The sequence below is a fragment of the Ralstonia nicotianae genome (genome assembly GCF_018243235.1).
Lineage (GTDB): Bacteria > Pseudomonadota > Gammaproteobacteria > Burkholderiales > Burkholderiaceae > Ralstonia > Ralstonia nicotianae.
In genome coordinates this window covers 518,451-542,413 of sequence record NZ_CP046674.1, presented here as the reverse complement: position 1 = coordinate 542,413, position 23,963 = coordinate 518,451, and the positions used below count along the sequence as shown (strand labels likewise).

Genomic DNA, 23,963 nt, shown 5'->3' with positions numbered 1-23,963 from the left:
AGGCGGTTCCCGACATTCCTAGCATGTAAGCGACACTTTTCTTTCACCATCGGAGCGAAGGGCTTACATGATCGAATGTACGTTTGAACTGAATGACAAGCCGATAAGCATGTTCAAGATCGGGGCGCGCTCGTTTCCGGCGTTTTCGGGATTAGGAAGTCACCTCAATCGGCGAAGTGCCGTATGTTCCCCGAACCTGGGCCCCATTCCTCCGGGCAGGTATTACATTCTCGATCGCCAAACGGGAGGACGCCTAGGTCCCCTGCTGGACCGAATCAAAGGCCGACAGGATTGGCTCGCACTGTATGCCGATGATGGCCGTATCGATGATTACACCTTTTGCAACCGAGTTCAGCGAGGCAGCTTCCGCTTACACCCTAGCGGTCGCGCAGGCATCAGCCAAGGCTGCATCGTGATACACAGCCAGGCGGATTTCTACCGGTTGCGGGCTTTACTCAATTGCCACCGCCCCGTGGCGATCCCCGACCTGGGCATCCAGGCATACGGGAAGGTGGTGGTGAAATGAAATCGCCGCTCGGCGCAGGCCTCCTGGCTGCATGGCTGGTAGTGGGCGCATGGCTTCTAAATGACTGGTGGGGCACCCATCTGGACCTCGTTCCCAAACCGCCCGAGGTCTTCGGAGATTGGCTCATCAGAATGACCGGCACGGCCAATGCCGAGGAAGCCGGTGACGTTGATTTCCTTTTTGGCTTGGTCGTCTCCTTTGTCATCGTCTCGATGTTGACTTGGCTATTGCTTGCCACATTGCGCCAAGTCCGCGCCCTGCTTCGACGACATCGCTGAAACATCGCGCCCTGACATGGACATCGGGCCGTGCCATGGCAATACGTGAAGCCGCCAAGACCGGCAGGCTCATCCACGCTCAATCCGCCACACGCAGCGCTCGCCCCAGCGCGCCGCAGCGCAGCGCGATCTTCGCGGTATCCGCACGCAGCGCCTGCAGGCGACGCTCCAGCAGGTGCATGGCCGACAGCGAATCGGGATGCGTGGCGGCATCGATCATGCGCGAGCGCGCCGACTGGTCGGCGAATTCGGCCGCGCCCAGCTCCTGCGTGTCACGCGGGCGCACGCCCCAGCCGCCTTCGTGGACGGCCTGGTCGAAGCGTTCCTTGGCGCGCGCCAGGCTCTCCAGCGCGGACTCGACGGTCTGTTCGATCAGGGCGTGCGTATCGGCTGCGTCGAGCTCCTGCCCGCGCTGGCGCACCAGGATGCGCACCGCCGCCACATGCGCGGCGACCAGGTAGTTCTGCACGATGAAGCGGTTCAGGTTGTCGACCGCCCGGTGCCGGCTCTTGGGCTCGTTCAGCATGCGGGCGAAGGCGGCGATCAGCCCGGTCAGCGCATCCATGAACTGCTTGCGCTGCACGCGGTAGGCGAAGTCGTCCTTGGGCGAGCCGAGCAGCAGATCGCGCGCGGACTCGATGAAGCGCCGGTTGGTGCGCAGCACGTCGTCCACCAGCTTGGGCAGGTTGCGGTATTCCCAGGCCGGCAGCACGTAGCTGAAGGCGGTGGCGATGGCCGCGCCGAGCAGCGTGTCGACCAGCCGTTCGCCGATGGCACCCTTGCTGCCCGGCAGCAACAGGTTGATCTGGATGAGCACCTGCACCGCCGCCGCCGCCGCCGTGTAGCGGTAGCGCACGGTGACGAAGGCGGCACTGGCGGCCGTCGACAGGTACAGCACCGCCAGCAGGATCCACGTCGAATGCACGTAGCGCAGCAGCACGGCGGCGATCACGCAGCCGATCAGCGTGCCCAGCACCCGGTCGACATTGCGCTGGCGCGTCATGCTGAAGGTCGGCTTGAGGATCACCACGATGGTCAGCAGCACCCAGTAGCCGTGCGAGGCGTACGGCAGGTGGTCGGCGATCCACAGCCCGGCGGCCACCGCCATGGCCGTGCGCAGGGCGAAGCGCAGGGTCGGCGAGCGCCAGTTGAAGGCGTCCAGCACCAGCCGCAGCTCATATTGCTGCCGCGTCAGGAAGGGCGTCATGTCCGGCCGCAGCAGAACGGAGGACAGCGCCACCGGCGTGGCGGTGGCGGCGTGCAGCTGCGCCATCAGGCGGATCGCGCCGCGCACGGTCGCGACCGACTCCTCCAGCGCGGCGATGGCTTCCAGCGGAATCGCGTGGTGGCCGTGCTGCAGCTCGTCGAGCGCGGCATCGATGGCGGCCATCTCCTTGTCGTACGGCATCGGCGTGGGCGACGGCCGGTCGCGGCCGACGGCGTAGGCCAGCGCTTCGAGGTCCAGCCGCATCCGCTCGATACTGTCGCGCAGCAGCCGCATGATCTCGGCGTCGGCCAGCCACTGGCGCAGCAGCGGGTAATCGGTGTTGGTCGACAGCAGGTATTCGTACAGGTCCAGCATGCGCATGTGGATCTGCACCAGGCGGCCGTCGCCGGTGTCGCCGTTATCGCGGTTGTCGCGGAAGACGAAATCGCGCGCGAGCTGCTGCTTGTCGGCCACCGAGATCTGCTGGCGCACCAGCGCGTCGAACTGCGCATCGAAATCGAGCGCGGTATCGTAGAAGCCGGCCTTGCGCTCGACATAGATGGCCAGTTCGTACAGGCATTCGGCCAGCACCTGCTCCTTGATGCGGCGCCGCTGGCCCCACGCCACCGCCATCGCAAAGGCCATGTAGCCGGCCGCGCCGAGGAAGAACTGGGCGGTGTGCTCCAGCGCCTCGCGCAAGGCGAACGCCTCGGTGAAGGTGAGCGTCATCACGAACAGCGCCGCGAACTGCAGCGACAGCGTCTTGTTGCCGTACACCGCCATCAGCCCCGCCAGGAAGCTGACCACCACGATCACCGCCGGCAGGATCGCGTACGGCGTCGCCACCGCCACGATGAAGGTCACCAGCGTGGTCAGCAGCACGCACGCCAGCAGTTCGTTGAACTTGTGCCGCAGCGGGCTGGGCAGGTCCATCTGGCTGGTGCACAGCGCGCCGATCGACACCACCATGGCGCCCTGCAGGTCCATCGCCAGCAGGGCCAGCAGCGTCAGGCCGATCACGCCGGTGGCGGTCCGGATGCCGCGCGAAACGTAGTGGCTGTAGAGGAAGGTGCGCGGATCGTGTACGTAGTCCATCGGGCGGCGTGGATCAGGCCGCCGACCTGGACTTCGCCGGGCGGGCACCACGGGCCGCGGCGCGCTTGCCCAGCCACGCCGAGCGCAGCGGCGACGGCTCGGCCGACAGCGCCAGCGCGAACTGCGGCGTGGCGTCCGCGGACAGGGTCACGTCCAGCTGCATCAACTCGTCGCGGCGGAACACATGCACGGGCACGGTGTCGCCGGCGCGGTGGCGCGCCAGGCTCTTGTCGAGTTGGCCGGACAGCACGCGCAGGCCATCCACCGCGACGACCAGGTCGCCCGCGGACAGGCCGGCGCGCTGCGCCGGTCCGCCGTCGAACACCTGCAGCAGCTTGACGAAGCCGTTCTCCGCGCCGACCTTGGCGCCCAGGCCCAGCGCGGCCTCGGCCGGCTTGCGCGTGGCCGTCACGCCGATCGCCTTGAACAGCGCGGGCAGCGGCGGATCGTCCCGGCCCTCGGCCAGTTGGCGCACCAGCGTGCGCAGGCGCAGGCCGGTGGTCTCTTCCATCAGTGCGATCAGCTCGGCTTCGGTGACGCCGCGCTGGGCGTGGCCGGGCGCGTAGAAGTCGCGGCCGCCGGCGGCCCACAGCGCGCGCATCACGTCGTCGAGCGAATGCTCGCCGCCGGTCTGCGTGCGGATGGTCAGGTCCAGCGCCAGCGCCACCAGCGAGCCCTTGGTGTAGTAGCTGACGATGGCATTGGGGGCGCTCTCGTCCTGGCGGTAGTACTTGGTCCAGGCATCGAACGAGCTTTCCGCCACGCTCTGCTTCAGGCGCCCGCTGCCGCGCAGCACGCCGTTCCAGGTCTTGGCGAGCATCTCGAGGTACTGGGCTTCCGAGATCAGCCCCGAGCGCACCAGCATCAGGTCGTCGTAGTAGCTGGTGAAGCCCTCGAACAGCCACAGCAGCGGCGTGTGCACCTCGCGCTCCAGCGCGTACGGCACGAAGACGGCCGGCTTGATGCGCTTGACGTTCCAGGTATGGAAATACTCGTGGCTGACCAGGCCGAGGAAGGTGCGGTAGCCCTCGGTGGTCTCGTCGCGGCCGGTCACGGGCAGGTCGTTGCGCGCGCACATCAGCGCGGTGCTGGCGCGATGTTCCAGGCCACCGTAGCCATCGGTCGTCACCATGGTCATGAAGACGTAGCGGCGATTGCTGTCGAGGAAGGGCGCGGCGGCGGTGTGCGGCTCGAACAGGCGGATCTGCGCCTCGCAGATGCGCTTGAAGTCGCGGGCGATGCGCTCCAGGTCCAGGTTCGGCACGCGGCCGGTGAAGACGGCGTCGTGCTGCGCACCGCAGGCCTCGAACGAGACCAGCGCGAAGGTGCCCATCTCGACCGGATGATCGATCAGCTCGTCATAGTCGGCGGCCTCGTACCAGCCGAAGCCGTAGCGCTTGGCGCCCACCCTGCCCTGCACGCGGCCACTCGCCTCGCGCAATGCGGTGGCGACGCGCCAGCCGCGGTAGGCATCGCCCGCGGGCGGCTGGATGTCGACCAGGCAGCGGACCTGCTCGCCCCCCTCCACGCGCAGGAACACCGAGGTGCCGTTGAAGAAGCCGTGCGTGGGGTCGAGGTGCGCGGCCCGCACCGACAGGTCCCATGCGTACACGTCGTACGACACCGTCAACGGCCCGCTGCACGGCGCCGCCTGCCAGGTGTGCTTGTCGAGCTTGGCCAGGCGCACCGCGCGCTCGCCGCACATCGCCTCGATGCGCACGATGTTGCGAGCGAACTCGCGGATCATGTAGCTGCCCGGAATCCACGCCGGCAGCGAGAAGCGCTGGCCCTGCGGGTCGGGCGCGTCGACCGTGACGGTGACGGTGAACAGATGCGCCTCGGGCGCGGCGGGGGCGATGGTGTAGCGGATCGGCTTCATGGTGCGGACATTGTAGCGTTGCCGTCCCACGGCGCCGATGCCGGATCGCCCGATCTGCGCCTATCGGTTGACGTCCACCACCACCCGCCCGCGCATCCTGCCGGCCAGGATGTCGTGCGCCGCGCCGATGGCCTCGCCCAGCGCGATCTCGCGCGTAATGGCGGCCAGGCGCGCCGGCGCCAGATCGGCCGCCAGGCGCTGCCAGGCGGTCTGCCGCAATGCGCGCGGCGCGGTCACGCTGTTGATGCCGTGCAGCGTCACGCCGCGCAGGATGAACGGCGCGACCGTCGCCGGAAACTCCATGCCCTGCGCCAGCCCGCAGGCGGTGACGATACCGCCGTGGCGTACCTGCGCACAGGCATTGGCCAGCGTGTGCGAGCCGACCGAATCGACCACCGCCGCCCAGCGCTCCTTCTGCAGTGGCTTGCCGGGCGCCGACAGCTCGGCGCGGTCGATCACCTCGGCGGCGCCCAGCGCGCGCAGGAAATCGGCTTCGGCCAGCTTGCCGGTGGAGGCCACCACGCGGTGGCCGAGCTTGCCCAGCACCGCGATGGCGATCGAACCGACACCGCCCGACGCGCCGGTCACCAGCACCTCGCCGTCGCCCGGCGTCACGCCGCTGCGCTCGAGCGCCAGCACCGACAGCATCGCCGTATAGCCGGCCGTGCCGATCGCCATGGCGGCGCGCGTGTCGAGCCCGGCCGGCAGCGCCACCAGCCAGTCGCCCGACAGCCGTGCCCGCTGCGCCAGGCAGCCCCAGTGCGTCTCGCCGACGCCCCAGCCGTTGAGCACCACCGCATCGCCCGCCTTCCAGTCCGGGTGCGACGATTCGATGACCGTGCCGGCACCGTCGATGCCGGCCACCATCGGCCACTTGCGCACCACCGGGCCGCGGCCGGTGATGGCCAGGCCGTCCTTGTAGTTGATGGTCGACCAGTCGATGCGGACCAGCACGTCGCCGGCGGTCAGCGCATTGGCGAGCGCCTCGGGCGAGGACAGCGCGGCATCGTCCAGGTCCGTCACCCGGGCCAGCGTCCCGCCTTCCTGTTTTTCCAGCATCAGCGCGCGAAACGACATGGGCGGCCTCCGGGTGGCGGCGGGCAAAGAAAAAAGCGCCGGGTGCAACCGGCGCTCTGGATCACGACTTCTTCAGCGACGCGAACTTGCGTTCCAGCGTGGCCGCATCGATCAGGCCCGGCGCCCGCGAGCCGTCCATGAAGATGATGGCCGGGGTGCCGTTGACGTTGAGCGCGCGGCCCAGCTTGAGGTTGTCTTCCAGCGGCGTGTCGCAATTGCCGGCACCGCCCGGGGCGCTCTTGGACACCATCCAGTCGCGCCAGGCCTTGGCACGGTCAGACGCGCACCAGATCTGCTTGGCCTTGGTGTTGGAGTCCTCGGACAGGATCGGGAACAGGAAGGTGTAGACCGTGATGTTGTCGACCTGCGAGAACATCTGCTCCAGCTTGTGGCAGTACGGGCAGTTCGGGTCGGAGAACACGGCAACCTTGCGCGCGCCGTTGCCCTTGACCCACTTCACCGCGCGATCCAGCGGCAGGTCGGACCACTTGATGCGGTTGATCTCGGCCATGCGCTCCTGCGTGAGGTTGGTCGCAGTCTGCGTATCGAGCAGATCGCCGTTGAGCACATAGCGGCCGGTGGCATCCGTGTAGACGACCTGACTGCCGAGATTCACCTCGTACAGCCCCGGCAGCGGCGACTTGGCCACGCCCTTGATCTCGACGTTCGATCCCAGCGCCTTCTGCACCGAGGCCTTGACCTTGTCCAGCGCGGGCTCGGCGGCACCGGCGGTCAGCGCGTAGCCCGCGCCCATGGCGACAACCAGCGCCGCCGAGGCGATGGCCGCCACCCGAATACGAAACGACATGACAACTCCTGGAAGCCGGCTGCCGACGAACGGCTAGCCTAGCGCGTGCCTGACCAGCAGGCGTTTGATGAATGGCGTCAGGCCCACCACGCGCATGCCCGCGTTGCGGACCATGCGGGGCAATGCACCCGGCAGGGCGAACAACGTGTGCAGCCCGTCGGTGGCAGCCGTCAGCGACAGCAGGTCTTCGCGGCGGGCCCGCTCGTAGCGGCGCAGCAGCCTCAGATCGCCATGATCGCGCATGGTTTCGCGTTCCGCCATCACCTGACCCAATTCAGCGACATCGCGCAGGCCCAGGTTCATGCCCTGGCCGGCCAGCGGATGAATCACATGCGCCGCATCGCCGACCAGCGCGACCCGCGGCGCGACCAGCCGCTCGGCATGCTGCAGCACCAGCGGGAACCCCAGCGCCGGGGTGACGCACGACAGCCGCCCGAAGCGCGCCGCCACCGCGCCGCCGGCCGCCGCCTCGACCGCGCGGCACAGCGCATCCGGCGACAACGCCAGCAGATCGCGCGCATGGTCCTCGCCGGCGGACCACACCATTGACACGCGCCGGTCCGGCAGCGGCAGCATGGCGAGGATCTCGCCGCGCGCGGGGGCGGTATCGCCCGACGCGCGCGCGCCATCGGCCGAGGCGCCGAGGAACCACTGCCAGGCGGTGTCCTGATGCCAGTGCTCGGCCTGGAAGTTGGCGACCACGCCCAACTGGCGATACGGCTTCGCGTCGGCGCGGATGCCGGCCTGCTGGCGCACCCACGACTGCTTGCCGTCGGCGCCGACCACGCATTCGGCGCGAATCGCCTGTCCGTCGGACAGCGTCAGGCGCACGGCATCGGCCTCCATCTCGAAGCCGGTGGCGGCGTGGGCGAAGGTCTGGACGGTATGGGCGAACCGCAGCGCGGTTTCCAGCGCGCGCTCGACCAGGGACGATTCGGCAATCCACGCCAACTGCGGCGCGCCGGCCGCATAGGCGGAGAAATGCAGGTCGGCGTGCGCATGCTCGCCGCGCGCGGCCGCCGCGTCGCCGAAGACACGCATGTCCTGCACCGGCTGCACGCGCGACATGTCCAGCGCCGGCCAGATGCGCAACTGCTCGAGCAGCGCCTGCGAACTGGACGAGAACGCATAGACGCGGGCGTCCCAGGCATCCGGCCCGGCGGGCGCCGACGACGGCGCGGGCGATGCGGCCGGTGCCACGTGGGCGACGCGCAAGCCGGCCTGGGCCAGCCGCAGCGCGCACGCACGCCCGACGATGCCGCCGCCCACCACCGCGACGTGGAAAGCCGGTGCGCCGGCGGAGGAGGAAAACGCGGGTGTATTCATGGTGGGCCGATTATAGCGGCGGGGGGTGGCTCGGCTTTGCGGCGACGCAAGGTGCGCTTGGGTCACACCATGGCGGCGCGCTCGTGCCGCATGGCGTGGAGATCACGCGCACGCGTCCGAAGTCGGGTACGGCGCATCTCGTCGCGCCGCGAGTGAAATCGCCCGCACAACCGCGGAGTGACGCCATTTCCACGCGCGCGCAACGGGCTCAAGCCATCCCCGGGGATGGCCGATAAAAGCGGGGCAGTTCGGCGTTTTGAACCCGCCGCTGCCCCGATACATTGCAGGTCCGATCCACCGACGACTCTTCCAGATGCCATGTTCAAGGCGCACGCTCTCTCGCGCTTGACCAGCGGTGCGGCCATCCTCGCGCTGGTCGGCTGCGCGCAGTTGTCATCGCCCGGCCAGGGCGGCGCACCGCAAGCCGGCCGTGGGCCGTCCGGCGAGATCATGACGTTCACGATCCCGCCGGACGCGCTGGGCGCGCACGACCCACAGCTGACGGCCGTGCTGACCAAGGCGGGCGCGCTGGCCGCCGCGCAAAGGCAGCCGACCACCGTCCTCGTGACGGCGCTGGCGCAGGACTTCCGCTATCTCAACCAGGCCCTCTGGAATGGCGTGCCCGCGTCGCGCGCGAGCCATGTTCACCTGGAAAACCTGACGGTCGGCGCAAGCCAGCCGTACACCGTGACCATCAAGACGGACTGAGGGGAACCGCATGCGCAGGATCCGACTTTCCCTGTTCGGCCTCGGCCTGCTGGCGGCGATGCCGTCGTTCGCCGGTCCGGCCGGCACCTTGGGCCCCGCCGCGATCGCCGCGCCCGACAAGGTCTATCCGCCCCTGCCGACGCTGGCGATGCTGCCGCCGGCCAGCGGCGGCGGCGGCGAACCGGCGCCGGCCACGACCGGCCACAGGAAGGTGGCCACGCTCAAGCTCCGCAAGAGCGCCGAGCCGATGCCCCGCATGGTGGTGTCCGACGCCTCGCATGCCTACCTGGCCAGTATCGAGCATCAGCTCGAGCAGGCCCTGCAGAAATGACCCCCTGACGGAGCGCGCTCATGGCCGGCCCCACACTCGCCCAGACTGTCCGACGCAGCCGCCCGGATGGCCACAGGCTTGCGGGCCTGCGCTGGATCCGCGCGGGTGCGGCGCTGGCGCTATGCCTGTCGAGCCTGGCGGCCCAGGCGGCGGGGGACTGCTTCGAGCAGGCCGGGGCCTACCAGGGCGTCAATCCAACCGTGCTGCGCGCGATCGCGTGGTTCGAGTCAAAGGGCGACCCGCGCGCCGTGCATCGCAATGCCGACGGGTCGGTCGATATCGGCCAGGCACAGATCAATTCGATCCACTTCGGCACGCTGGCGCGCTACGGTGTGCCGCAGCACGCGCTGACCGATGCCTGCGTCAACATCTACGTGGCCGCGTGGCTGCTCAAGCAGAAGATGGTGAAGCACGGCAACACGTGGCGCGCCATCGGCGCCTACCACTCCGAGACGCCCGCGCAGCGCGATGCCTATGCGCGCAGCATCCAGCGCGTGCTGGTGACGTGGGGCGAACTGAAGCCCGGGCAGTGAAGCCGTGAAGAAACGGCCGTGCCGCAGCCGCGTGTCTCAATAGTAGGAAACGGCGGCGTAGGCCTGGCGGGCGCCGATCGAACGGCGCGCGGCATCCATGGGACGCAGCAGCTGGTCCTGGCGCGGGCAGACCAGCGCCCGGACACGGGCGTCGTTGGCCAGGATGCGCATCATCAGGTCGCGCTTGCGCCGAAGCTCCGCCTCGGACAGCACCGGACGCGACGGCGTGCGGCCGAGCCGCTCCATATAGAGTGCGCACTCGCGCTCCAGGGCGCTCACGCCCGCCCAGTCCCCGGCCTCGGCCGCCTCGACCATCTCCGTCGACAGGCTGGCAATGGCCTCATAGCTGGCGAACAGGCTGTCGTTGCCTTGCGGCGTGCGGGGGGTGGCGAGGGTCCTGGACATGCTGCACTCCGATTTCAGGTTCAAACGGCGTGGATCGAGGATGCGCCTGGGGAACGCTAGGCAATGGGTATGCCCGCTGCCCGCCCCATCCGCCGCAAGCCACCGGGCGCTCGGCCCGAAGCCTTGTCCCGACTGGATTTGCCAGAACCGGGGGCGGTATTCCGCCCCGCACCGGCGCCGCCCGCACCCGTCTCACCACGCAAAGTCGTTGCGAGTTTGAGACGTAACGTGTAACGGCACCCGTAACGCATCCGAAGCTGCGTCGCCCATTCCGAAGCCACCCGATCAGGGCATCCGGACGGGTTACAATCGCACGTTTCCAGGCCCCGGGCCGATGCCCGGCGTGCTGCGCCGCCCGTCCGCGCGGCATCCCGCCGTGCGCCGGCTGCCCGAATGCGGCCCGGCCGCCCTTGCGGCCTAACCCATTGATCCAGAAGCCTTTACCCTTACCATGAGCCTCCAATGCGGCATCGTCGGTCTGCCGAACGTCGGCAAGTCGACCCTGTTCAATGCCCTGACCAAAGCCGGCATCGCCGCCGAGAACTACCCGTTCTGCACCATTGAGCCCAACGTCGGCGTGGTCGAGGTGCCGGACCAGCGCCTGTCCGCCCTGGCCGACATCGTCAAGCCGGAGCGCGTGCTGCCGGCGGTGGTCGAGTTCGTCGATATCGCAGGCCTGGTGGCGGGCGCGTCCAAGGGCGAAGGCCTGGGCAACCAGTTCCTGGCCAACATCCGCGAAACGGACGCCATCACCCACGTCGTGCGTTGTTTCGAAGATGAAAACGTCGTCCACGTGGCCGGCAAGGTGGACCCGATCGCCGACATCGAAGTGATCAACACCGAACTGGCGCTGGCCGATCTCGCCACGGTGGAAAAAGCCCTGGCGCGCTACAGCAAGGCCGCCAAGTCGGGCAACGACAAGGAAGCCGCCAAGCTGGTGGCCGTGCTGGAAAAGGCGCGCAGCGTGCTGGACGAGGCCAAGGCCGTGCGCACCTTGAGCCTGTCCGACGAGGAATGGGCGCTGCTCAAGCCGCTGTGCCTGATCACCGCCAAGCCGACCATGTACGTCGCCAACGTCAAGGACGACGGCTTCGAGAACAACCCGCACCTGGACGCCGTGCGCGCCTATGCCGCACAGACCGGCTCGCCGGTGGTGGCCGTGTGCGCGGCCATCGAGGCCGAGATCGCCGACCTGGACGATGCCGACAAGACCGAGTTCCTGGCCGACATGGGCATGGACGAGCCGGGCCTGAACCGCGTGATCCGCGCCGCCTTCAAGCTGCTGGGGCTGCAGACCTACTTCACCGCCGGCGTGAAGGAAGTACGCGCCTGGACCATCCATATCGGCGACACCGCGCCGCGCGCCGCCGCCGCCATCCACACCGACTTCGAGCGCGGCTTCATCCGCGCGCAGACCATCGCCTACGACGATTTCATCCAGTACAAGGGTGAACAGGGCGCCAAGGAAGCCGGCAAGATGCGGGCCGAAGGCAAGGAGTACATCGTCAAGGACGGTGACGTGCTGCACTTCCTGTTCAACGTCTGAACGCCGAAGCGCCCGCCCACGAGCCCCGCACCGCGGGGCTTTTTCGTTTCCGTCGGCGCATTCCGCCGACCGCGGTGCCCGCTAGCCGCGCAGCAGCCCCCAGGCCGCCGGCACCGCCATCGCGCCGGCCACCGCCGCCGTCCAGGCCAGGACCTGGCCATCCGCGTACAGATGGGCGAGCTGCCCGCCGTAGTACGCCAGCAACGCCCCGGCGGCACCGGCCAGCATCGCCGCCGGCAGGCCCAGCGGCATCCCGCGCGGATGCAGCCACCGCGCCGCCGCGCCGACGGCCAGCCCCACCCATAGCGGCCCGATCCACCCCATCGTCGTCTTCTCCGAGTTTGCCGAGTTCGATTGGACGCGTACCTTAGCGCAAGGCGCGGCGGAAGGCCATCGCAGCCGGAGTGGCGCATGACCTACACTGGAGGCCATCGGCGGCCGCGTTGACCAGCGCCCTGCCGAGAACGAAGGCGGACGTTATAATTCGAAGTGCTCAAAATTCGTGCCGTTTCTCCATCGGCCGGCAGCCCCCACATGCAGTTGCTCACCCTCGGAATCAACCACCATACGGCGCCGCTTTCCCTGCGCGAGAAGGTGGCGTTTCCGCTCGAGCAGCTCAAGCCCGCGCTGGGCACGCTGCGCCAGCATCTGCCGCACCGCAAGAGCACGGCCGAGGCCGCCATCCTCTCCACCTGCAACCGCACCGAGCTCTACTGCGCGACCGACGGCAACCTGCCCGAAGACACCGCCCACGAGCACGCCATCCGCTGGCTGGCCCACCACCACAACATCGACGCCGGCGAACTGGCGCCCCACGTGTATGCGCTGGGGCAGTCGCAGGCCGTGCGCCACGCCTTCCGCGTGGCCAGCGGGCTCGATTCCATGGTGCTGGGCGAGACGCAGATTCTCGGCCAGATGAAGGACGCGGTGCGCACCGCCACCGAAGCCGGCGCGCTGGGCACGTACCTGAATCAGCTGTTCCAGCGCACCTTCGCGGTCGCCAAGGAGGTACGCGGCACCACCGAGATCGGCGCGCACTCCGTGTCGATGGCCGCGGCGGCGGTGCGGCTGGCGCAACGCATCTTCGAATCGATCGCCGAGCAGCGCGTGCTCTTCATCGGTGCCGGCGAGATGATCGAACTGTGCGCCACCCACTTCGCCGCGCAGAAGCCGCGCGAAACGGTGGTCGCCAACCGCACGCTGGAGCGCGGCGAAAAGCTGGCCGAGGCGCTGTCGAACCAGGGCCTGAACGCCCGCGCCGTGCGCCTGGCCGAACTGCCGGCCCGGCTCGGCGAGTTCGACATCGTCGTGTCGTGCACGGCCAGCACGCTGCCGATCATCGGCCTGGGCGCCGTCGAGCGCGCCATCAAGCAGCGCCGCCACCGCCCGATGTTCATGGTCGACCTCGCGGTGCCGCGCGACATCGAGCCGGAAGTCGCGCGCCTGTCCGACGTGTTCCTCTACACCGTGGACGACCTCGGCGCCATCGTGCGCGAGGGCAACGCGCTGCGACAGGCCGCGGTGGCGCAAGCCGAAGCCATCATCGAGACGCGCGTGCAGAACTTCATGCACTGGCTCGATGCGCGCAGCGTGGTGCCCATCATCCGCGACCTGCACGCGCACGCCGAGGCGCTGCGGCAAGGCGAACTCGAACGCGCGCAGCGCATGCTGGCGCGCGGCGATGACCCGGCGCTGGTGCTCGAAGCGCTGTCGCAGGCGCTCACCAAGAAATTCCTGCACGGCCCGACCCACGCGCTCAACCACGCGCAGGGCGAGGGCCGCGAGCAGCTGATCGACCTGCTGCCGGGCCTGTTCCGCCAGTCCAGCCACTCCGAGCGCTAGCGGCGCTTGCCATCGCCGTGCGCGCCGCCCGGGCGCGTGCCTTCGGCGCGGTATCATCGCCGCCCGCGTCCTGTGTTCCCTTCCGCGACTGCCCGAATGAAGCCCAGCATGCTGTCCAAGCTCGACCAACTGGCCGAGCGCACCGTCGAAATCAACGCGCTGCTCGCGCGCGAAGACGCCACCGCCAACCTCGACCAGTACCGCAAGCTCACGCGCGAACACGCCGAGCTCGAACCCGTGGTGGCGCAGTACGCCGCGTGGAAACAGGCCGAGGATGACGTCACCACCGCGCAGGAACTGCTGGCCGACCCCGACATGAAGGCGTTCGCTGAAGACGAGATCCGCGCGGCGCGCGAACGCATGACCACGCTCGAGGCCGAGCTGCAGCGCCTGCTGCTGCCCAAGGACCCGAACGACCATCGCAACATCTTCCTGGAAATCCGCGCCGGCACGGGCGGCGACGAGTCCGCGCTGTTCGCTGGCGACCTGCTGCGCATGTACACGCGCTACGCCGAACGCCAGCGCTGGCAGGTGGAGATCGTCAGCGAATCGGCGTCGGACCTCGGCGGCTACAAGGAAGTGATTGTCCGGCTGGTGGGCGAAGGTGCCTACTCGCGGCTGAAATTCGAGTCGGGCGGCCACCGCGTGCAGCGCGTGCCGGCCACCGAAGCGCAGGGCCGCATCCACACCTCCGCCTGCACCGTGGCCGTGATGCCCGAGGCCGACCCGCTCGCCGACATCCAGATCAACCCGGCCGACCTGCGCATCGACACCTTCCGCGCGTCGGGCGCGGGCGGCCAGCACATCAACAAGACCGACTCGGCGGTGCGCCTCACCCACCTGCCCACCGGCCTGGTGGTGGAATGCCAGGACGACCGCAGCCAGCACCGCAACAAGGACCGCGCCATGCAAGTGCTGGCCGCGCGCCTGAAGGACCGCCAGGAGCGCGAGGCGCAGGCCAAGGAGGCCAGCGCGCGCAAGAGCCTGATCGGCTCGGGCGACCGCAGCGACCGCATCCGCACGTACAACTTCCCGCAGGGCCGCATCACCGACCACCGCATCAACCTGACGCTGTACAAGATCGATGCGCTCATGGACGGCGACCTGGGCGAACTGCTGGGTGCGCTGGCCGCCGAGCATCAGGCCGAACAGCTGGCCGCCCTCGGTGAAGAGGCCTGATGGTCAGATTGTTAAAAAGCGCTGGCCCCGTAACATCTGCTTGCGTTTGAAACAAGGTTGTGCGGTGGCACACCGGCGCCCCCTTCCTATAATCATCGTTCCGACCGCGCAAGTGCGTCGCCGGTCGCATCCGGTGACGCCATCCCCCGACCCCGAAGGCAAAGGCGCGGCGGTCACCACGATTTAGGAGAAATCGCATGCAAACCCGTCTACTGACTCTCGCTGTCGCCGCTTCGCTGGCCCTGGGCCTCGCCGCCTGCGGCAAGCAGGAAGGCAACCCGGCCGATGCCGCCAAGAACGCGATCCAGCAATCGGCCGACGCCGCCAAGCAGGCCGTCGACAGCGCCAGCAACGCCGCCAGCCAGGCTGCCGACACCGCCAAGTCGGGCGTGGCCGAAGTCGCCTCCGGTGCACAGGCCGCCGTGAACGCCGCCTCGGGCGCCATGGCCGACGCGAAGGACGCTGCCAAGGACGCCGCCGGCAAGGTGGCCGACGCTGCCAAGGAAGGCGCGGACAAGGTCAAGGAAGCCGCCAAGCAGTAAGCCTGGCGCGTCCGCTCTCGCTGCAGCCCGACACGGGCCCGTGCCGATATGGCCGGGCCCGTGTTATTTTGTGCGCCCCGCCCTGCTCAACGACGGACCTGCCGTGCCTTCCACCTTCGCGATTCCACCCGATACGCTGCCGCGCGTGGCCGATGCGCTCGCCGTGCTGACCGGCGCCGGCCTGCCCGCCCTGGAAGCACGCATGCTGGTGTCGCATGTGACCGGCCTGTCGCGCGTGCAGCTGATCACGCAGGACACCTGCGGCATCGACGATGGCACACGCACACGACTGGCCGAGCTGGCGACCCGCCGCCTGGCAGGCGAGCCGATGGCCTATCTGCTGGGCGAACGCGAATTCTTCGGGCGCATGTTCCAGGTGACGCCGGCCGTGCTGATCCCGCGCCCGGACACCGAACTGCTGGTCGAGCAGGCGCTCGACCGCATCGACGACCGCGACGCGCCCGCCGTGCTGGACCTCGGCACGGGCAGCGGCATTATCGCCGTCACCATTGCGCTGGCCAGGCGCGATGCGCGGGTGTGGGCCACCGACACCTCCGCCGATGCGCTGGCCGTGGCCGTCCGCAATGCCCAGGCGCTCGGTGCCGCCAACATGCACGCCGCCCTGGGCGACTGGTACGCCGCCTTGCCCGAGAGCGACGCCCCGCCGGTGTTCGACCTCATCGTCAGCAACCCGCCCTACATTGCATCGACCGACGCGCACCTGGGCCAGGGCGACCTGCGCTTCGAACCCGCCGGCGCGCTCACCGACCACGGCGACGGCCTGCGCCACCTGCGCACCATCGTCGCCGGCGCGCCGGCGCGGCTGGCGGCCGACGGCTGGCTGCTGCTGGAGCACGGCTACGACCAGGGCCCCGCGGTGCGCGCGCTGCTGGCCGACGCGGGTTTCGCCGATGTCTTCACCGCCCAGGACCTCGCCGGCCACGACCGCTGCAGCGGCGGCCGGCACCCGGCCGCGCAGAACGCGGCCTGACGAACCTCGCTAGAATAGGCGGGTTTTCCATGCGGCCCGGGCCTGCCCGTGCCCTCAACGAATCGAGCCTCCCCATGAGCACCACGCACGAAAAGATCGACCAGATCGTCAAGAGCCACCCTGTCGTCCTCTTCATGAAGGGCACGGCGCAGTTCCCGATGTGCGGCTTCTCCGGCCGCGCCGTCCAGATCCTGAAGGCCTGCGGCGTGGACCAGCCCTACACCGTCAACGTGCTGGAAGACGACGAAATCCGCCAGGGCATCAAGGAATACGCCAACTGGCCGACCATCCCGCAGCTCTACGTCAAGGGTGAGTTCATCGGCGGCTCGGACATCATGATGGAGATGTACCAGAGCGGCGAACTGCAGCCGCTGCTGGCCGCCTGAACGCCGCCCCGGTTTCTGCGTGACTTCGTCCCTGGACGCCGGCTCCGGTCCGGCGGCATCCGCCCAGCCGGCCACGGCCGGCGCACGGCGCGCGCGGCGCATCATCGTCGCGATCACCGGGGCGTCCGGCGCGCTCTACGGCGTGCGGCTGCTGCAGGTCCTGCGCGATACGGCGGGCGTGGAATCGCACCTGCTGATGTCGCCCGCCGGCCTGATGAACGTGCAGCACGAGCTGCAGATGACCCGCGAGGAAGTGGAAGCACTGGCACACGTGGTGCACAACGTGCGCGACATCGGCGCGACCATCGCCAGCGGCTCGTTCGCCGCCGAGGCCATGGTGGTGGCCCCCTGTTCGATGAAGACGCTGGCGGCCGTCGCGCACGGCCTGTCGGACAACCTGATCGCCCGCGCGGCGGACGTCACGCTCAAGGAACGCCGCCGGCTGATCCTGATGGTGCGGGAAACGCCGCTCAATCTTGCGCACCTGCGCAATATGACGGCGGTCACGGAGATGGGCGGCATCGTCTTCCCGCCCGTGCCCGGCTTCTATCAGCGGCCCAAGACCATCGACGACCTCGTCGACCACACGGTCGGGCGCGTGCTCGACCTGCTCGGCCTGCCGCAGACGCTGGCGGCCAGCTGGCCGGGGCTGCAATCGGCCGAATCGCCGCCGTAACCGCGCGGGATCGCCGCCGATCAGCGGTGATAGTAGTTGAAGCGGACTGACGGCCCCCAGTAGCCGTAATAGGCGGGAGCCGGCGCAACGTAGACCGGCTCGGGCGCCACCGCCACCGGTGCCGGATACACCGCACATCCTCCGAGCGTCGCGGCCAACAGGGCCAGAGCCACGATTTTCATGATTTGCGTCCTTCGGCCCCTCCAGTGAGGCCATGCGGACGTTATAAGCGCCGCCGCACGGCGCCGGAGTCATGCGGGTGTAAGCGTTGTAACGGAAGACTACGGGCAAGTGTCGGTAAGCTCACCGCTGTGGCGCCGGGCTCGCACCAGCCGGCTTGCCGGCGGCCGCGGGCGCCGATGCGGCCACACCGGACGCCGGTTTGGGTGCATCCGGATCCACCTCGGCGCGCATCTGCTCCAGCACGGCGCCGGCCCGTGGCGCCCACAGGAATTCGACGGTGCCGTTCTGCGGCGCTTCGGGAATCGCGTACATCGTCACTACGGTCTGGTTCGCTGCCCAACGCACGCGCAGGGAGTCGACCGTCTTGCCGGACGTGAGCGGGAGAGCCACCCTGGCCTCCTGCAGGGGCTTGCCGTACCGATCGGCGAGCGCCTGATAGACCCGCTGCTCGGTGTCCACGCCGCGGGTCGGCACGAACAGGCCGGCGATGTTGCCCTGATCGACCAGCAGCACCGCCTGCGGGCCGTCCATCAACTCGGGCCGCTTGGCCGCGGGCACTCCCAGCGAACGGGTCCGGCCGTGCGACTCCAGCGCATCCGAGCAATAGGCGGAAACGTCCTTGCCGCCACCCACGCGCACGTCGTCGCAGGACGGCAACTGGGGCAACGGCTTGCCGAGCGGGAAGGCATCGAGCAGCGCGGCCACGTCACCCGGGTCGCGCACGGCCCTGGCCGGTGCCTGCCGGGCCGCATCCTTGGCCGCCGGTGCCGCCAGCGCCACCGGCGCCAGCAGCGAAGTGGAAAAAGCGAGCGCGGCGGCGCGATGGGTCCAGCGGATCATGCGAACTCCTGTCGGAAAGAGAGCCGAAAGTGTGCCACGGAGGGCGGCGGAAGCGGTTCTGACCCCGGCGCGGCCGCTGCGTTCCCCCATCCGGCGGATGGCGAACCCGCCGGAAAACGCAGATTCATGCGTAAATTGCCACGGTGATCGGCGAAACGGAGGGCCGTAAACGTTATCAAAATGTTGCGGGTTTTGATCTGCCAAAGGGCTGACGGGTAGAATCTCGGCGGCACAGACGAAACTGCGGTGAGTCCGGACGTCGATTTCGTTCCCCTCGCCGCCAGACACGCGATCCCATTTTGACCATTCCACACGCTGTTCCCTCCCATTCTCGCCGCGCGCGCGCGATGGCCGGCTGCATGCGGCTGGCTGTCGGCCTGCTGGCGCTGGCCTCGGCGCAGGCGGCGCTGGCCTTCGGCCTCAACGACGTGGCCGCGCGCGCCAAGCAGCTGGCGGCCAAGCCTTATCAGGCGCCGCCCGACACGCTGCCGCACGAACTGCGCGAGCTGCGCTACGACCAGTACCGCGAAATCCGCTTCAAGTCGGACCAGGCCTACTGGCGCCGCGACAAACTGCCGTTCGAGCTCGGCTTCTTCCACGAGGGCTCGTACTACGACCAGCCGGTGAAGATCAACGAGGTCTCCCCGGCCGGCGCGCGCGAGATCCGCTTCGACCCCAGGCTGTTCGACTACGGCCCCGTCAAGCTCGACCCGAAGCATCTGCGCAACCTGGGCTTCGCCGGATTCCGCATCCATTACCCGATGAACACGCCCAAGTACAAGGACGAAGTCATCGTCTTCCTGGGCGCGTCCTACTTCCGCGGCATCGGCAAGGGGCAGGTCTATGGCCTGTCCGCGCGCGGCCTGGCCATCGATACCGCGCTCAACTCCGGCGAGGAATTCCCCCGCTTCACCGAATTCTGGATCGAGCGCCCGGCGGCCAACGCCAAGGAGCTGACGATCTACGCCCTGCTCAATTCGCGCCGCGCCACCGGCGCGTACCGCTTCGTCATCAAGCCAGGCACGGACACCGAGGTCGACGTGAAGGCGCAGCTCTACATGCGCGAGAACGTCAGCAAGCTGGGCATCGCGCCGCTGACCAGCATGTTCTTCTTCGGCGAGAACCAGCCGGCCAGTGCGCTGGACTTCCGGCCCGAAGTCCATGACTCCGACGGCCTGTCGATGCTGTCGGGCACGGGCGAATGGATCTGGCGCCCGCTCACCAACCCGAAGCGCCTGCTGGTCAGCTCCTTCTCCACCACCAACCCCGGCGGCTTCGGCCTGATGCAGCGCGACCGCGCCTTCTCCAGCTACCAGGAAATCGGCGACCGCTACGAGCTGCGCCCGAGCGCGTGGGTGGAGCCGGTCGGCAAATGGGGCGCCGGCCGCGTGGAGCTGGTGCAGATCCCGACGCCGGACGAGACCAACGACAACGTGGTCGCATACTGGGTGCCCGAGACGCCGCCCAAGCCGCAGCAGCCGTTCAACCTCGAATACCGCCTGCTGTGGCAGAAGGAGGGCGACAAGAAGCCCGGCCTGTCGTGGGTCACGCAGACGCGCCGCTCGCACGGCTGGACCACCAAGCGCCCCGACGAGCGCAAGCCGGACGACACCATCGCCCTCGTGGTCGACTTCGAGGGCCCGGCCCTGGCGAAGCTGCCGCCCAACGCACCGGTCGAGCCGGTGTTCACGGCGGACGCCAACGGCAAGATCGAATCGATCTTCGGCCAACCCAACACCGCGACCGGCGGCTGGCGCGTCACCGTGCGCCTGAAGCGGGTCGACGACGACAAACCCATCGAGCTGCGCGGCTATCTGCGCAGCGGCGGTACCGGACTTTCTGAGACGTGGAGCTACCTGCTACCTCCGGGCTGAACGCCCAGCCCGGCAACGCTGAGGGCACGACCGCCTCCACCCGGCCGGCCACGGCGCTGTCCGTGGCCGAGCGTTATCTCGAGGCGCTCCCCTTGCCTGCCGAAGCGCGTGCCGCCCTGCGGCGCGAGGCAGGCATCGAGCCGGCCGACAAGGACGCGGTGGCATTGGCCAAGCTGCACCGTGCGCTCGCCAGGCTCGACGCCGCGCAGACCGCATCGATCGAAGGCAGCGTCCCTGCCTACGCGTCGATCGGCTCGCGGCTCGACGCCGCCTACGGCACGCCCCACGCGGGCACCGCGACGCCCGAGCCCGCCCCGCCGCTGGAACACGACACTGCGGGCCGCATCCACCTGGACACCGGCCCCGAACCCGCGCGCCGTTCGATGGTGCCGTGGCCGTGGGTGCTGGGCCCGATCTGGCGCGCGCGCCGCGCCATCGGCCGGCTGTTCTCCGGCGGGACGGCCCCCGTGCCCTACGAACAGCCCGATTCGCCCGATCCGAAAGGCATCTGGCGCTTCGTCGGCGCGCGCCGGCGCCTGACGTTGCTGGCCCTGATGATCGCGCAGACGGTGGCGGCCACCTGGGCCATGAGCAGCGTGCTGCCGTATCACGGCCACGATTGGCTGGAAGCCATCATCATCGCGCTGTTCGCCCTGCTGTTCTGCTGGGTGTCGGCGGGCTTCTGGACGGCGATCACCGGCTTCCTGCTGCTGGCGTTCCACGGCGACCGCTTCGTCATTTCGCGCCGCGCCGCGCCCAACGCGCCCATCCCGGACGACGCGCGCACCGCCATCGTCATGCCGATCTGCAACGAGGATGTGCAGCGCGTCTTCGCAGGCCTGCGCGCGACGTACGAGTCCCTGCAGCGCACCGGCCACCTTGAGCACTTCGACTTCTTCGTGCTGTCGGACTCGGGCGACCCGGACATCCGCACGGCCGAGGCCGACGCCTGGCTGCACGTCTGCCGTGCGCTCGACGGCTTCGGGCGCGTCTTCTACCGCTGGCGCCGCCACCGCGTGAAACGCAAGAGCGGCAACATCGACGACTTCTGCCGGCGCTGGGGCGGCCGATACCGCTACATGATCGTGCTCGACGCCGACAGCGTGATGAGCGGCGACTGCCTGACACGCCTGGTGCAGCTGATGGAGGGTGCCCCGAGCGCCGGCATCATCCAGACCGCACCGCTGGCCGCCGGCCGCGACACGCTGTACGCGCGCATCCAGCAGTTCGCCACGCGCGTGTACGGGCCGCTGTTCACTGCCGGCCTGCACTACTGGCAGTTGGGCGAATCGCACTACTGGGGCCACAACGCCATCATCCGGCTGGAGCCGTTCATCAAGCACTGTGCGCTGGCGCCGATTCCGGGCAAGGGATCGCTGTCCGGCGAGATCATGTCGCACGACTTTGTCGAAGCCGCGCTGATGCGGCGCGCCGGCTGGGCGGTATGGATCGCCTACGACCTGGACGGCAGCTACGAAGAGATGCCGCCCAACCTGCTCGACGAACTGGGTCGCGACCGCCGCTGGTGCCACGGCAACCTGATGAACTTCCGTCTGTTCGGCTCGCCGGGCTTCCACCCGGTGCATCGTGCGGTGTTCGTGACGGGCGTCATGGCCTACCTGTCGGCGCCGCTGTGGTTCCTGTTCCTGCTGCTGTCGACGGCGCTGCTGGCCAAGCACACGCTGATCGCCCCGGAATACTTCACGCAGCCGCGCCAGCTCTTCCCGATCTGGCCGGAATGGCATCCGGAGAAGGCCGCCGCGCTGTTCTCGGCAACCGCAACCGTGCTGTTCCTGCCCAAGATCCTGAGCGTGCTGGTGCTGTGGGCGAAGGGACCGAGGCGCTTCGGCGGCGCGTTGCATCTGGCGCTGTCGATGGTGATCGAGGCGGTATTCTCGGTGCTGGCGGCGCCGGTGCGCATGCTGTTTCACACGCGCTTCGTCACGGCCGCGTTCCTGGGCTGGAAGGTGCACTGGAAGTCGCCGCCGCGCGACGATGCGCAGACGCACTGGGGCGACGCGGTGCGGCGCCATGGCCTGCACACGCTGCTGGGCCTGGGCTGGGCCGCGCTGGTGTACTGGCTGAACCCGAGCTTCCTGTGGTGGCTGTCGCCGGTGGTGGGCGCGCTGATCGTGTCGATCCTGCTGTCGGTGTTCTCCAGCCGCGTGACCCTGGGGCGGGGCATGCGCCGCTGGCGCCTGTTCATGATCCCCGAGGAAGTGCGCCCGCCGCGCGAACTGCGCGCGATGCGCAAGCACCTGCGCCAGGCCCCGCCGACGCCCGACTTCCGCCTGGCCGTGGTCGATCCGGTCACCAATGCGCTGATGTGCGCGATCGGCACGGCCCGCTTCCCGCACGATCCGAAGCTGCTGGAAGTGCGCGATGCCACCGTGCTCCAGGCACTGGCGGCCGGCCCGGACAAGCTCACCAGCAAGCAGAAGCTGGTGCTGCTGTCCGATCCGCTGGCGTTGTCGGCGCTGCACCTCGCGGTGTGGTCGTCCGATGTGCATCGCGCGGCCTGGCTGCCAGCCAACGCGCTGGCCTCGAAGGCCGCGGCCTGACGCATCGCGCCCCGCCCGGGTTTCGGCGGGGCGCGGCTTTACGTTCTGTTACAGCCGTAGGAATTGCGTATCACCGTTGCCGTGACGCGGTTCGTACAATGCCTTCACATACCCGATTGTACGAAGTCGATGCGGCGCCTGGCTCCGCCGGCCTCGCAACCGCAAGGAGAAGCCTCATGAAACGCACACTGCTCGCATTCGTTCTGGGTGGAGCTGCGCTGTGCGCCTCGACGGCAGCGCTGGCCCATGTCGACGTCGGCGTGTCGATCGGCGTGCCGGCGCCGGTCTACGTGGCACCGGCACCCGTGTACGCCCCGCCGCCGCCGGTGATCTATCAACCGGCACCGGTGTACGCGCCGGCACCGGTCGTGGTGGGCGGCGGCTACTACCGCGATCCGTACTGGCGCGAGCGCGAATGGCGCCGCCATGAATGGCGCGAACGCGAATGGCATGAGCGCGAATGGCGCCACCACCGCGGCTGGGACCGTGACTGACGTTCACGGCACATCACCCCTGCCGGACTGACCGACCCTCCCCTGCCGGGCGCCTCGTGCGCCCGGTTTTGCGTGCATGGCCTCCACCCTCACGGCGTGGAATCCGACCTATCCTGAGCGTAGCGGCAATCGCAAGCCCGCCTGCCGTCAACGTATCCAGGAGTCCGCCATGTCGATTTCCAACACCCTCGACAGCTGCCTACGCAGCAAAGGCTGCCTGTACGAGGTCATCCGCCATCCGCACACGCACACCAGCACGGAGACGGCGCAATCCGCGCACGTCCCCGGCGACCGTCTCGCCAAGACCCTGCTGCTGGAAGACAAGTACGGCTATGTCGCCGCCGTGCTGCCGTCGACCTACCACCTGCACCTGTCGGAGCTGCAAAAGCAGTCCGGCCGCTACGAGCTCACCCTCTCCGACGAATCGGAACTGCGCGAAGTCTTCAAGGATTGCGATATGGGCGCGGTGCCGCCGGTAGGCATGGCCTATGGCATGCCCACCTTTGTGGACGACAGCCTGATGCAGCACCGCGACGTCTATTTCGAGGCCGGCGACCACGAAAACCTGGTGCACATGGACATGGACCAGTTCATGGCCCTGATGCGCGACGCGCAGACCGCGCGCTTCGCTCATCGCATGCAGGGCATCCTGTTCTGACCCAGGCGGGAGACGGGA

General features: G+C 68.8%; 25 protein-coding genes. 16 read left to right on the top strand and 9 right to left on the bottom strand.

Translation table 11 applies throughout. The annotated features are described in order from the left end of the window. The first annotated feature begins 67 nt into the window (after window positions 1–67). On the top strand, window positions 68–526 hold the full coding sequence (locus GO999_RS02495) for a DUF2778 domain-containing protein (protein WP_016724714.1): 459 nt from the start codon (window positions 68–70) through the stop codon (window positions 524–526). Continuing rightward, on the top strand, window positions 523–804 hold the full coding sequence (locus tag GO999_RS02490) for a hypothetical protein (protein WP_069079143.1): 282 nt from the start codon (window positions 523–525) through the stop codon (window positions 802–804). Before GO999_RS02495 ends, GO999_RS02490 begins: the two co-directional genes overlap by 4 nt. A gap of 79 nt (window positions 805–883) precedes the next feature. Here GO999_RS02490 and GO999_RS02485 read toward each other — a convergent pair whose 3' ends face one another. From GO999_RS02485 to GO999_RS02465, 5 genes are all read right to left on the bottom strand, one after another. Then, the gene (locus GO999_RS02485) at window positions 884–3,106 is read right to left on the bottom strand and encodes an FUSC family protein (protein WP_069079144.1); all 2,223 of its coding nucleotides are present in this window, start codon (window positions 3,104–3,106) and stop codon (window positions 884–886) included. Between the two features lie 13 nt (window positions 3,107–3,119). Next, window positions 3,120–4,985 carry a M61 family metallopeptidase gene (locus GO999_RS02480; RefSeq protein WP_211906518.1) on the bottom strand — a complete coding sequence of 622 codons (1,866 nt, stop codon included), beginning with the start codon at window positions 4,983–4,985 and terminating at the stop codon, window positions 3,120–3,122. A gap of 60 nt (window positions 4,986–5,045) precedes the next feature. Beyond that, complete coding sequence (gene acuI / locus GO999_RS02475; protein ID WP_019718867.1) at window positions 5,046–6,062, bottom strand: acrylyl-CoA reductase (NADPH); 1,017 nt, start codon at window positions 6,060–6,062, stop codon at window positions 5,046–5,048. A 61-nt stretch (window positions 6,063–6,123) separates the two neighbouring features. Beyond that, on the bottom strand, window positions 6,124–6,870 hold the full coding sequence (locus GO999_RS02470; protein ID WP_011002798.1) for a DsbC family protein: 747 nt from the start codon (window positions 6,868–6,870) through the stop codon (window positions 6,124–6,126). Window positions 6,871–6,903: 33 nt separating this feature from the next. Then, window positions 6,904–8,196: a UbiH/UbiF family hydroxylase gene (locus GO999_RS02465; RefSeq protein WP_197369320.1), complete on the bottom strand. Its 1,293-nt coding sequence runs from the start codon at window positions 8,194–8,196 to the stop codon at window positions 6,904–6,906. A gap of 318 nt (window positions 8,197–8,514) precedes the next feature. Between GO999_RS02465 and GO999_RS02460 the strand changes: the two genes are divergently transcribed. From GO999_RS02460 to GO999_RS02450, 3 genes are read left to right on the top strand one after another with little or no spacing between them, the layout of a single operon-like run. Next, window positions 8,515–8,904, top strand: coding sequence for a hypothetical protein (locus GO999_RS02460; RefSeq protein WP_016724708.1), 390 nt, complete (start codon window positions 8,515–8,517; stop codon window positions 8,902–8,904). A gap of 10 nt (window positions 8,905–8,914) precedes the next feature. Continuing rightward, entirely contained in the window at window positions 8,915–9,235 is a 321-nt protein-coding gene (locus GO999_RS02455) for a hypothetical protein (RefSeq protein WP_011002801.1), read from the top strand. Window positions 9,236–9,255: 20 nt separating this feature from the next. After that, window positions 9,256–9,768, top strand: coding sequence for a lytic transglycosylase domain-containing protein (locus GO999_RS02450; RefSeq protein WP_011002802.1), 513 nt, complete (start codon window positions 9,256–9,258; stop codon window positions 9,766–9,768). Between the two features lie 36 nt (window positions 9,769–9,804). Here GO999_RS02450 and fliT read toward each other — a convergent pair whose 3' ends face one another. Next, window positions 9,805–10,173 (bottom strand): flagellar protein FliT, encoded by a 369-nt coding sequence (gene fliT, locus GO999_RS02445; protein WP_011002803.1) that lies wholly within the window; start codon window positions 10,171–10,173, stop codon window positions 9,805–9,807. A 451-nt stretch (window positions 10,174–10,624) separates the two neighbouring features. Here fliT and ychF point away from each other — a divergent pair, with 451 nt between their 5' ends. Next, on the top strand, window positions 10,625–11,719 hold the full coding sequence (gene ychF / locus GO999_RS02440) for a redox-regulated ATPase YchF (protein ID WP_011002804.1): 1,095 nt from the start codon (window positions 10,625–10,627) through the stop codon (window positions 11,717–11,719). A gap of 81 nt (window positions 11,720–11,800) precedes the next feature. On the opposite strand, the gene GO999_RS02435 is transcribed toward ychF, so the two are convergent. Then, window positions 11,801–12,043 (bottom strand): hypothetical protein, encoded by a 243-nt coding sequence (locus tag GO999_RS02435; protein ID WP_069079145.1) that lies wholly within the window; start codon window positions 12,041–12,043, stop codon window positions 11,801–11,803. Window positions 12,044–12,253: 210 nt separating this feature from the next. Here GO999_RS02435 and hemA point away from each other — a divergent pair, with 210 nt between their 5' ends. The 6 genes from hemA to GO999_RS02405 all read left to right on the top strand — a co-directional run bounded on the left by hemA (window position 12,254) and on the right by GO999_RS02405 (window position 17,335). Next, complete coding sequence (gene hemA / locus GO999_RS02430; protein ID WP_011002806.1) at window positions 12,254–13,561, top strand: glutamyl-tRNA reductase; 1,308 nt, start codon at window positions 12,254–12,256, stop codon at window positions 13,559–13,561. A 96-nt stretch (window positions 13,562–13,657) separates the two neighbouring features. Next, complete coding sequence (gene prfA / locus GO999_RS02425) at window positions 13,658–14,740, top strand: peptide chain release factor 1 (protein ID WP_011002807.1); 1,083 nt, start codon at window positions 13,658–13,660, stop codon at window positions 14,738–14,740. Window positions 14,741–14,937: 197 nt separating this feature from the next. After that, window positions 14,938–15,282, top strand: coding sequence for a hypothetical protein (locus tag GO999_RS02420; protein WP_011002808.1), 345 nt, complete (start codon window positions 14,938–14,940; stop codon window positions 15,280–15,282). Between the two features lie 70 nt (window positions 15,283–15,352). Then, window positions 15,353–16,273, top strand: a complete 921-nt coding sequence (gene prmC / locus GO999_RS02415) for a peptide chain release factor N(5)-glutamine methyltransferase (RefSeq protein WP_020832758.1) — start codon at window positions 15,353–15,355, stop codon at window positions 16,271–16,273. A gap of 74 nt (window positions 16,274–16,347) precedes the next feature. After that, entirely contained in the window at window positions 16,348–16,659 is a 312-nt protein-coding gene (gene grxD, locus GO999_RS02410) for a Grx4 family monothiol glutaredoxin (RefSeq protein ID WP_011002810.1), read from the top strand. 19 nt (window positions 16,660–16,678) lie between these two features. Continuing rightward, window positions 16,679–17,335, top strand: a complete 657-nt coding sequence (locus tag GO999_RS02405) for a UbiX family flavin prenyltransferase (protein WP_020832759.1) — start codon at window positions 16,679–16,681, stop codon at window positions 17,333–17,335. Between the two features lie 20 nt (window positions 17,336–17,355). On the opposite strand, the gene GO999_RS02400 is transcribed toward GO999_RS02405, so the two are convergent. Together GO999_RS02400 and GO999_RS02395 are read right to left on the bottom strand one after the other, a co-directional pair. After that, a complete protein-coding gene (locus GO999_RS02400; RefSeq protein WP_011002812.1) occupies window positions 17,356–17,517 on the bottom strand; it encodes a hypothetical protein in 162 nt (53 codons plus the stop codon). A 121-nt stretch (window positions 17,518–17,638) separates the two neighbouring features. Then, window positions 17,639–18,358, bottom strand: a complete 720-nt coding sequence (locus GO999_RS02395; RefSeq protein WP_028861022.1) for a hypothetical protein — start codon at window positions 18,356–18,358, stop codon at window positions 17,639–17,641. Between the two features lie 347 nt (window positions 18,359–18,705). Here GO999_RS02395 and GO999_RS02390 point away from each other — a divergent pair, with 347 nt between their 5' ends. The 4 genes from GO999_RS02390 to GO999_RS02375 all read left to right on the top strand — a co-directional run bounded on the left by GO999_RS02390 (window position 18,706) and on the right by GO999_RS02375 (window position 23,945). Further along, window positions 18,706–20,232 (top strand): glucan biosynthesis protein G, encoded by a 1,527-nt coding sequence (locus GO999_RS02390; RefSeq protein ID WP_016724698.1) that lies wholly within the window; start codon window positions 18,706–18,708, stop codon window positions 20,230–20,232. Continuing rightward, a complete protein-coding gene (gene mdoH / locus GO999_RS02385; RefSeq protein ID WP_028861023.1) occupies window positions 20,205–22,793 on the top strand; it encodes a glucans biosynthesis glucosyltransferase MdoH in 2,589 nt (862 codons plus the stop codon). Before GO999_RS02390 ends, mdoH begins: the two co-directional genes overlap by 28 nt. Window positions 22,794–22,969: 176 nt before the next feature. Continuing rightward, entirely contained in the window at window positions 22,970–23,287 is a 318-nt protein-coding gene (locus tag GO999_RS02380) for a hypothetical protein (protein ID WP_011002816.1), read from the top strand. Window positions 23,288–23,456: 169 nt separating this feature from the next. Beyond that, the gene (locus tag GO999_RS02375; RefSeq protein ID WP_011002817.1) at window positions 23,457–23,945 is read left to right on the top strand and encodes an aminoacyl-tRNA deacylase; all 489 of its coding nucleotides are present in this window, start codon (window positions 23,457–23,459) and stop codon (window positions 23,943–23,945) included. The last annotated feature ends 18 nt before the right edge of the window (window positions 23,946–23,963 follow it).